Annotated in this window: 8 protein-coding genes; 5 read left to right on the top strand and 3 right to left on the bottom strand. The window is 66.3% G+C overall.

Translation table 11 applies throughout. The annotated features are described in order from the left end of the window. On the top strand, positions 1–468 hold a 468-nt coding region (locus ACPEH1_RS14015), incomplete at its 5' end, for a DUF2345 domain-containing protein (RefSeq protein WP_423715949.1). A gap of 43 nt (positions 469–511) precedes the next feature. After that, positions 512–3,436, top strand: coding sequence for a DNA repair protein (locus ACPEH1_RS14010; protein WP_229296396.1), 2,925 nt, complete (start codon positions 512–514; stop codon positions 3,434–3,436). 45 nt (positions 3,437–3,481) lie between these two features. On the opposite strand, the gene ACPEH1_RS14005 is transcribed toward ACPEH1_RS14010, so the two are convergent. From ACPEH1_RS14005 to ACPEH1_RS13995, 3 genes are all read right to left on the bottom strand, one after another. Further along, complete coding sequence (locus ACPEH1_RS14005) at positions 3,482–4,450, bottom strand: formylglycine-generating enzyme family protein (protein WP_166473078.1); 969 nt, start codon at positions 4,448–4,450, stop codon at positions 3,482–3,484. A gap of 97 nt (positions 4,451–4,547) precedes the next feature. After that, positions 4,548–5,051: a DUF3592 domain-containing protein gene (locus ACPEH1_RS14000; protein ID WP_017357020.1), complete on the bottom strand. Its 504-nt coding sequence runs from the start codon at positions 5,049–5,051 to the stop codon at positions 4,548–4,550. 17 nt (positions 5,052–5,068) lie between these two features. Beyond that, positions 5,069–5,692 carry a hypothetical protein gene (locus ACPEH1_RS13995; RefSeq protein ID WP_166473077.1) on the bottom strand — a complete coding sequence of 208 codons (624 nt, stop codon included), beginning with the start codon at positions 5,690–5,692 and terminating at the stop codon, positions 5,069–5,071. 289 nt (positions 5,693–5,981) lie between these two features. Between ACPEH1_RS13995 and ACPEH1_RS13990 the strand changes: the two genes are divergently transcribed. The 3 genes from ACPEH1_RS13990 (at position 5,982) to ACPEH1_RS13980 (ending at position 8,743) form a co-directional block, all read left to right on the top strand. Beyond that, positions 5,982–6,893, top strand: a complete 912-nt coding sequence (locus ACPEH1_RS13990) for a M15 family metallopeptidase (protein ID WP_229296397.1) — start codon at positions 5,982–5,984, stop codon at positions 6,891–6,893. Positions 6,894–6,998: 105 nt separating this feature from the next. Then, entirely contained in the window at positions 6,999–7,259 is a 261-nt protein-coding gene (locus tag ACPEH1_RS13985) for a PAAR domain-containing protein (RefSeq protein ID WP_026070970.1), read from the top strand. 59 nt (positions 7,260–7,318) lie between these two features. Continuing rightward, positions 7,319–8,743 carry a hypothetical protein gene (locus ACPEH1_RS13980; protein WP_423715948.1) on the top strand — a complete coding sequence of 475 codons (1,425 nt, stop codon included), beginning with the start codon at positions 7,319–7,321 and terminating at the stop codon, positions 8,741–8,743. Positions 8,744–8,754: the final 11 nt, after the last annotated feature.

The following is an 8,754-nucleotide window of genomic DNA, read 5'->3' as shown; positions in this document are numbered from 1 at the left end:
GCGCACAAGAACGTGGCGCAGCTGGCGGCCAAGACCGCGGTCAAGATCGCCAGCACCGAAGCGGACGTGCTGGTGTCGGCACCGGCCAGGCACGTACTGGCCACTGCCGCCGGTGCGTACCTGCGCATCGAGGGCGACAACATCGAACTGGGCGCGCCGGGCAAGGTGGAGTTCAAGGCCAGCCAGCGGGAGTGGACCGGGCCGGCATCGGTGCCGGGCTCCGTGGTGCTGGTCAACACGGCAGAGGCCTTCAAGCTCAAATACGTACTGCGCGACTACACCGGCAAGATGATGGCCAATGCGCCGTACACCCTGTTGATGCCCGATGGCACGATCAAGGAGGGCACCACCAATGCCCAGGGCGAGACCGAGCAGGTGATGACCGCCGGGCCGGAAACCATCCATCTGATCGTTGGCGAGGACGAGCAGCAGCACGAAGGCTACTACCTCGCTCCCGAAGAAGGTTGAGTGGCCATGAAGGCCCCCGCCGGACACCTCCAGGAAGAATGATATGGCGAATGGAAATTTCAGGCTGACCTACGAAGACGGCAACCGCGGCGTTCACCCCGCCGCCAAGGTGCGCTATCGGATCCTCCAGCTGCCGGGGCGCGAACAGGTCGCGACGGGCGCAACCGACGCCAACGGCTACACAGTCAACGTTGACAGCCAGAAGCAGGGCTACTTTCCGCTGACCAGCGTCAGGCCGATCGCACCGGTCATTCCGATGAAGGCGCCCACGCTGCTGCGCTTCACGCTGCAGGTCTGGGACTACGACCTGCAGCAGTGGGCCGAGCCCGACCTGAAACCGGTCAGCAAGCCGGTGCATGGTGGCAGGAACGAGCTGAGCATCGGCACCAACGCGATCACGATGGCGCCGGTGGTCTGCGAGCTGTCGCTGCAGCCTTACCTGCGCGTGCTGTTCCAGATGCAGGCCAACAATACGCCGATCGCCAGTGCGCCGTATGAAGCGGTAATGCGCAACAAGGACGGCGACGAAGTGGCCGGCCTGGATGCCGCGCGCAAGCCGGTCAAGGGCAGTACCGGCAAGGACGGCATGACCCCGCGGATCACCTGCAACCAGCCGCTGAAATTCAAGTTCACGCTGCCAGGCAGCAAGTCCGGCCGCAACACCGAGCTGCTCGTGCCGCTGATCAAGGGTCAGCAGGTCACCAAGTACGTGCTTGGGCTGAAGAGCCAGATCGCCTCCACCGAACCCAAGGATGGGCGGACTGCCACCATCCAGGGCAAGGTCAGCGCGCCGGCGGTGCTCAATCCGCAGGCCGAGGAAATGCTGCTGCTGGGGCCGAAGGAATGGGAGGAGTTCGAAGCCCTGAGCGGTACCATCGAGAACACGATGGCCGGGCTGCATCGCGCCCGCGACAAGCTCACCCTGGCGCTCCAGGGGCGCAGCCCGGAGGAAGTCAAGGCGGCCGAGAAGGCGCTGGGCATCGCCGAGGACGACGTGGCCAAGATGTTGAACGACAAGTTCGACAAGCTGACCGAGCTGCAGGAGCTGGTGACGTTCGAGACCTATGACAAGGGCCGCACGACGGGCAACGGTGGGGTCAAGGACCGCATGGGCATGCGCCGCCGCTACATCCCCAAGGCCAAGTACGAGGATCTCAAGCGGCGACGCGTCAAGGGCATCCCGATCAAGGTGGACATGGGGGTGGCGGGCAAGGTCAAGGCCGGCAACACGACCGCATCCAACAAGGCCAAGCATGACCCCTACGGCAAGGAGGACTTCGACCGCGCCAAGTTCATGGAGTCGCTGAAGAAGATCACGACGGCGGCAAAGGTCAGCAAGGAGGTCAAGACCGACCCGTACGTGTTCGACTTCATCGAGGTGGCCGGCAACGAGTTCGCCGAGACGGTCAAGAAGAGTGAGAGTTACGAGGTGCAGAGTTCGGCGCAGTGGCTGCGTTTCGTGGCCGGTGCCGGTGCCAGCGCCGAGGCGAACTGGGACCCGAAGAAAAAGACCGCCAGCGTCAAGGCGCAGGGCAGTGCCTCGGCCAAGCTCGTGCTGCTCGAAGCCAAGTGGGTGCACACCTATTCGGTGCCGTCGGCCAAAGGCTGGCAGATGCAGTTCCAGAACATCGACCTGGGCGCGATCGTGTTTGTGGTGGCCTGCGAGCTGTATGGCTTCCTCGGTGCGAAGGCATCGGTGGTCGGCTCGGCCGAACTGACCTACGTTGGTGGGAAGCCGACCGCAACGCCCACCCCGCGCGACCGCGGCGATTCGATGTCCGAGAATTTCGATACCGCCCACGGGCTGCCGCGCGCCAACCTCGATCCCGCACGGGTGGTGCCGATGGGGCAGAACGAAGGCGCGCCGAAGGGCAGCAAGGCCGGTGTGGAAATCAACGCTGAGGTCTTCGCCGGCGTCGAAGGTGGCATCATTCCGTCCGGCGATCTGCGCTGGCTGCCGCCGGATCGCCGTGAGCCGGTCAGCTTCGCCAAGCTGTCGGTGGACATCGCCGGCAGTGCCGGTGCGGGTGCCAAGGCGCAGCTGGTGATCTATTACGCCAAGGGCAAGTTCCGCATCAAGGCGGCCGCCCGTCTGTGCTGGGGGCTCGGTGCCAAAGGCGCGGTCGATTTCGCGGTCGATGCCGGCGGCATGGTCGAGTTCGTCAAGTGGGTGTATTACCAACTCGCGCATGCCGGTTTCAAGGCGCTCACCTACATCGCCCAGGACGCGTTCCAGGCGTTGTCGCAGATCCTGTTCATGGTCATCGCCGAAGACAGCAGGGTCGGCCAGTACCTGACGGAGTCGTTCGCGACGGTCAACGTCATGTTCGATTCGCTCCAGGCGCGCCTGGAGCGCGCGGAGGCACGCTCCAAGCTGGTGAACAGCATCAACCAGAAGCCGGAATGGCTGGTCTACGCCACGCCGGAAACCCGCGGCATGCTGCTGTATGCGATCACCCGCCACTACGCCGAGACCCATACCCACAACGCACCGACGATGGACGTGGGCTGGACAGACGTGCAGGTGCATGCGTTGCCGGCCCACAAGCAGGCGATCCTCAACGTGATGCTGCCGATCACCACCCGTCCGGAGTGGGAGAACGTAATGCAGCACATGACGGTGGACGGCCGCCGCCGCGCCGATTCGGGCAAGGCCGAGGGCGACGTGGTGCGGTTCCTGGATTACGGCTGGTCGTTGAACAACGACCTGCCGTCGGTGTTCAAGCAGATGAACGTGCTGTCGCGCGACAAGCCCAAGGATGTCGGCAATACCTACCTGCAGAAGTACATGGAAAAGCGCGTCGCACTGCTGAAGGAATTCCCGCGCGGTTACGAGGTGGCATACCTCAACGCCATCGACGATCCGGTGCAGCTGGCCGCATTGGACGGCACGGAATCCCCGACCTTCGCGATGATGGACCCGGTGGACGTCTGGTTGAACCGCGACGACACCACCATGATGGCCTGACGCCAGTGCCGGCGGGGAGGTTCAGCCTCCCTGCCGGTCTGCACCTCAGCGGAGCGCGGTCGCGCAGCGGAAGCCGTTGCCGCCGTTCGGGTTGGGATTGCCTTCCAGCACATTGCCTTCGCCATCGGTCATCGGGCCCGGTTCCGGCACGCGGTGATTGCGGGTGAAGGTCATCGACGTGATCGAAAGCTGATCGGCGGCACGGTCCGTACTGCTGCGCTGCACGCGCTCGGTACCCGAGGCCGGGCCGCGCGGATTGCGGGTCTGGCGGGGATCGTACTCGGGGGCGTACCAGTCGGCGACCCACTCATAGCCGTGGTCAACCATGTCATACAGGCCGAGGGGATTGGGGGGAAACGCGCCCAGCGAACTGGTTCGTGAACGCGTGCCATGCATGTCGGCGAAGGCGTCGTACTGGGCGATGCTGGATACGTTGCGGCCGTCCTCCAGCGTGCCGGTGTCGGTCGCGTAGACCCGCATCTTGCCGCCGGCCCGCGCCGCGTATTCCCACTGGGCTTCGGTGGGCAGGGTCATCGGGGTGCCGATCTGCTTGCCGATCCATTCGCAGTACGCGACGGCCTGGGTCCAGCTCACACCGGCCGCGATATCGGGCAGGGTGCGATAGGGCTGGTCCAGTGTGCTCTGCGCGACCCGGGGTTTGCCCACCGCGTCGGTATACACATCGAAGTCGGCATAGCTCACTTTGTGCGACTGCAGCGCGTAATCGTCCAGCGTCACCTTGCGCAGCACATCATCGTCGGTGGTGCCGGAGTAGGGCAGTTTCTCGTCATTGTGCTGCGGGCCGAAATCGCCCATCAGGAACGTTCCGCCCTTGACCTGCACCAGCTGCGCGCGGGTTTTCGCCTTCAGCGCATCGACCGCCTTGGCCGTATCCGCAGTGGCGGGCGTTGGCGGCGTCGCGGCCGCCTTGCCGTCATCGGCGTGGCACGCAGCCGTCCCCAGGATGAGCGTCATCGGCAGCATTGCGGCCATCAGGGTACGGTTGGAAAACATGCCAGGTTCCTTTGACAGTGATGCTTTGAATAGTAACAAGCAGCCTGTTTGGAATGTGAATGCTGGCGCACAGATGCGCGCGTGCGCGGTGCCGGGGTCAGCGGGCGCGCCGGCGCGTTCGGCGCATGCTTCTGCGTGGCCAAAGCAGCACGCCGAGGCCGACGCCAAGCACGGTCAGCAGCAGGCCGAGGCCGCCCCAGATCAGCGAGAGACCCCACTCGGCGAAGGTGCTGTCCAGACGCGCTTCGTCGGGCGCATCGGCGCGATAGCGCACCTTCACCGCATCTCCGGTGGCATGGTCCGCAGGGAAGCTGCACTGGCCGCTGACAAACTGATACGGCTGGTCATCGTTGGCGATGAAGCTGATTCGCGGGCAGTAGAACTGGCGACGCTGGCCATCGCTGTCGCGGTCGGTCGACCAGACCTCGACCACGCCGACCACCTCGCCGGTGGCACTCAGCGATGCGGCGCGGAAGCGCAGCGCATCGCGCGCGAACCAGGCGGTGAGGGCCAGCATGCACAGCCCGATCGCCAGCGGCGTGGCCCATAGCCAGTGCACGCTGATGTCGTCGGAGCGTCCGTCGGGGCGCAGTGCAGTCATGCCGCGTGACGCGCCACTTACATCGCCGGGCAGGCCGGATCCTTGCCGAGTACCGCGGCGCAGATCTTGCGGCGGCAGTCGATGCCCTTGAGCGTGTTCGCGCCCGGGCAGCGGCGCAGCTGCGACTGGATATTGGAGCTGGTGGACGCCGTGGACTTCTTGCCGCCGATGCTGTCGAACGCGGTGTTGGCGTCTGCATCCTGCTGGCGCTCGTCGGCCTGGATCTGGGCGATCAACGCATCCATCGTCTCCGGCTTGGCCTGCGCCTTTGCCTTGGGCTTGGACTTGTCTTCTTCCTTGATGATGCCCAGCAGCGTGCCGAGCAGATTCTCGTCGCCTTTGGGCCTGTCACGCGAGGTGCGCGCGATGGTCGCGGGCGCGGCCGCACGTGCAGCGCCCGCGGTGGCACCGGCCGTGGCGGCCGCCGCCGCGCCGGCCACCGGTGTGGCTGGATCTGTCGCATCGGTGCCCGCGCCGGTTGCCGGCGTCGTTGCGGTGGATGCGGCGTCGGCGGGTGCCGGGGCGGCATCGACGATGGTCGCGCCACCGGCATCAGGTGACGGTGCAGCTGTTGCATCGGCGTTGCTTTCCGGGGGCAGCGAGTAGCCGATCGGTTCCTCGGCGCTGCTGCCCGCGCTCATCCGCCAAGCGGCCAACGCGCCCACGACGACGACGGCCAACGCCATAAGCGACAGCCACAGCCAACGACGTGATCGGGCTCCGGTTGCGGGTGCGGCGCGTGCAGCGCCGGCCACCGGCCGTCCTTCCATGTCAGCCAGGATCCGGCCAGAGCTTGCTGCCGGACTCTTCGTCTGCGCTCCCCCTGAGAGCAGACTTGGTCGATTTATTCCGCCATTATTCAAGTGCATCCAGCCCTTGTTTGGGTCGGCGTCTGCCGAAAGCGAACCGCCCCATTCTAGTGACTGGGGCATGGCCGTCAACAGCGTATCTCAGGGAGCAGCAGTGGTCGTCATTGTCATAGGAGCGGTGGTGCTGTTGGTGGTCATGGCAATGGTGTGCTGGGTACTGATGTTTCCCGATGCCTTTGATCGTGTGCAGGCGCAGCTCGGCCGCTGGTTCGGTCGCGTCGGCCAGGCCGCCAGTGGCGCCGGTCGGCGTGTATCGCAGCGCACCGACCGTCTGCAGGGCGGCGTGCGCGAGGAGCTTGGCGCGGCGCAGGGGGCGCTGCGACGGCATTGGCCGGTCCTTGCGGCGGCCGTTCTGCTGTTGTCGATTCCGCCGCTGGTCATTCTGATCACGCGGCAGAACGTGGTGCTCGATGAGTTCCAGGGCGACGACCTTTCCGCGTCGGGCTCGATGGTGGCCCAGTTGCTGCGGGGCGAACGGCTGACCCCGCCGCCGCCGCCGCCGCCGGAGGTCTTCACGACCGAAGAGATTCGCCGCACGCGGCCGGAAATTGTGACGGCCGACAGAAAATGGGGGCAGATTGATCCGGACCTGCAGCAGCGCGTGCTGGCGATCTACGAAGTCATGCGCCGACAATACGGGTATGAAATGGTGCTGGTGGAAGGGTACCGCAGCCCCGAGCGGCAGGCCGAGCTGATGAGCGGCGGCAAGGCGACGCGTGCGGGCGCCTGGCAGAGCTGCCATCAGTATGGGCTTGGCGTGGACAGCGCACCGATCCGTGATGGCAAGCTGCAATGGGACATGGGGGATCCCTGGACCAAGCGCGCCTACTTCCTGTACGGCGAACTGGCCGAACAGGCCGGGCTGGAGTGGGGCGGCAACTGGCGCAGCATCAAGGATTATGTGCACGTGGAAATGTCGCAGCGTTGCCGCGCGGCGCGTGCGGCCAAGAAAGCTGAATTGGCGGGAGGGTGATACTTTCGCCGGTCTACTGGTATCGTTGCGGGACGATCCGGATCGCCAGGGGGTACAGGGGGCGATGGAATGACCGGATGCGCACGCAATCAAGGAGCATGATTGATGTCACGACCATTTGTTGTAGTCGGGGATAAGTTGAGCCACGGTGGCACGGTGGTAAGCGGCGCTGCCGAAACCGACATCGGCGGCAAGCCCGTAGCGCGCATCGGCGACAAGGCGGTGTGCGCGGCGCATGGGCCGACCACCATCGTCAGTGGCGACGCCACGGTGATCATCGACGGCAATCCGGTCGCGCGCGATGGAGACCGCACCGGCTGCGGCGCCACGCTGATCGCATCGCAGGCAACGACAGGCATCAACTGACAGGCAGCGTCGGTTCGACGGAACAGGATGGTTCGATGACTCAGGGAGCGGGACGCTAGATGTCCGGGATACTTGGGAAGGCGTTTTCGGTGATCGCGGTGTTCGCGGTGACCTGGGGAAGCGTGATTTTCTATTGGCGGAACAGTGGCACGGTACCGACCGGCATGGAGATGCTGGCGTACCTGGGCCTGTTGCCGGTGGGCGTGAGCAGCGCCGGCTTCATGCTGCGCAATGCCGGCCGTTCGATGCTGGACAAGGCCGTGGCCGCAGCCGATGCGCCGGACGCGGCGGACACGCCGACGGCCTCGACGGCGACGGACGCCGCGTCGCGCCCGTCCTCGGTGGCCGTGCTGGCCACCGACATGCGGCTGGGCCTGGACATGGACGCGGGCGCCTTGCTCGCGGCTGCGGGCGCATTGCCACGACCGGGCCTGGACGGGCGCTTCCATGATCGCGACGGACTGCCGCTGCTGATGTGCGCGGCCGCCGACCTCGACGACGCCCGCGTGCTGAAAGCGCAGATGGGTGCCTTCGATACGCGCGCCGCCGAGCGCCGTGCGATGGCGCTGCTCGAACCGGTGGCCGACAGCCTGCTGGCGCAGGCGCTGCTCGCCTTGCCCGAACTTGAGGTGGCCGAAGAGCGCGTGGTGGCCGGCCTGCGCCGTCGTGACGAGCAGGTGGTGGACTCTGTGCTGGCCATTGAACTGCTGGTGCCGGTCGATTGGTCGGTGTCGGTGCGCGGCTTCTGCGCCGAGTGGCTGCAGGGTCGGGCCGAGGCCAATGGCCTGGACGCCCGGCGGTTCACGGTTGACGTCGGCATCGCGGCCGACGCCGGTGAGGTGTGGTCGCGCGTGCAGCGCATTGCCGATGCGGTCGGGCAGGGGACGCCGCCGTGGTATCTGCTGCTCTCGTGCAGTTCGGCGATCGACCCGGGCGTAGTGGCGGCGTGGCTGGAAGAAAACCGCATCCTGCACCGGCAGAACAAGGAAGGCATGATTCCGGGCGAAGGCGCCGCAGGCGTGCTGTTCGCCACGCCGTCGGTGGTGACGAAGGAAACGCCCGTGGTATGGCGACCGCAGCGGATTGAACTGGCGCCGCAGGCGGGCGCGGCGGAACGCCGCCGGCAGAGCGAGGCGCTCGGGCGTGGCCTTCTGGGCAGCCTGACGCTGCCGCCCGATCGGGTGCAGATGGTGCTGCACGATGCCGACCAGCGCAGTGAACTGGCGGTGGATGCCTCGGCCGCCGCCACGGCGGTCAATCCGGATATGGACATCGGCCGGCAGACGTTGGCCCTGCCGGTCTGTGCCGGCGAACTCGGGCCGGTACTGCCGCTGGCGCTGTTGACGCTCGCCCATCACCACGCGGTCGCTGCGCAGAGCGCGGCACTGATTCTCGGCGTATCCGCGCCCGACCAGCGCCTGGCGGCGCTGGTGGATTTCCATTCTTCGCATGACCCGTCGGCCGACAGCGTGTCGCCGGCCTAACCCTGGACGCC

This window comes from Stenotrophomonas sp. NPDC077421 (assembly GCF_049545505.1).
GTDB classification, from domain to species: Bacteria; Pseudomonadota; Gammaproteobacteria; order Xanthomonadales; family Xanthomonadaceae; genus Stenotrophomonas; species Stenotrophomonas nematodicola.
Note: the sequence above shows the minus strand (reverse complement) of the source record. Positions and strands in the feature narration are given on the sequence as shown.

What these genes read in the sequence shown, in the direction of transcription:
- ACPEH1_RS13990 (WP_229296397.1), top strand. Translation starts at nt 5,982, where the DNA reads ATGGCCGTCAACAGCGTATCTCAGGGAGCAGCAGTGGTCGTCATTGTC.
- ACPEH1_RS14005 (WP_166473078.1), bottom strand. Translation starts at nt 4,450, where the DNA reads ATGTTTTCCAACCGTACCCTGATGGCCGCAATGCTGCCGATGACGCTC.
- ACPEH1_RS13980 (WP_423715948.1), top strand. Translation starts at nt 7,319, where the DNA reads ATGTCCGGGATACTTGGGAAGGCGTTTTCGGTGATCGCGGTGTTCGCG.
- ACPEH1_RS13985 (WP_026070970.1), top strand. Translation starts at nt 6,999, where the DNA reads ATGTCACGACCATTTGTTGTAGTCGGGGATAAGTTGAGCCACGGTGGC.
- ACPEH1_RS14000 (WP_017357020.1), bottom strand. Translation starts at nt 5,051, where the DNA reads ATGACTGCACTGCGCCCCGACGGACGCTCCGACGACATCAGCGTGCAC.
- ACPEH1_RS14010 (WP_229296396.1), top strand. Translation starts at nt 512, where the DNA reads ATGGCGAATGGAAATTTCAGGCTGACCTACGAAGACGGCAACCGCGGC.
- ACPEH1_RS13995 (WP_166473077.1), bottom strand. Translation starts at nt 5,692, where the DNA reads ATGAGCGCGGGCAGCAGCGCCGAGGAACCGATCGGCTACTCGCTGCCC.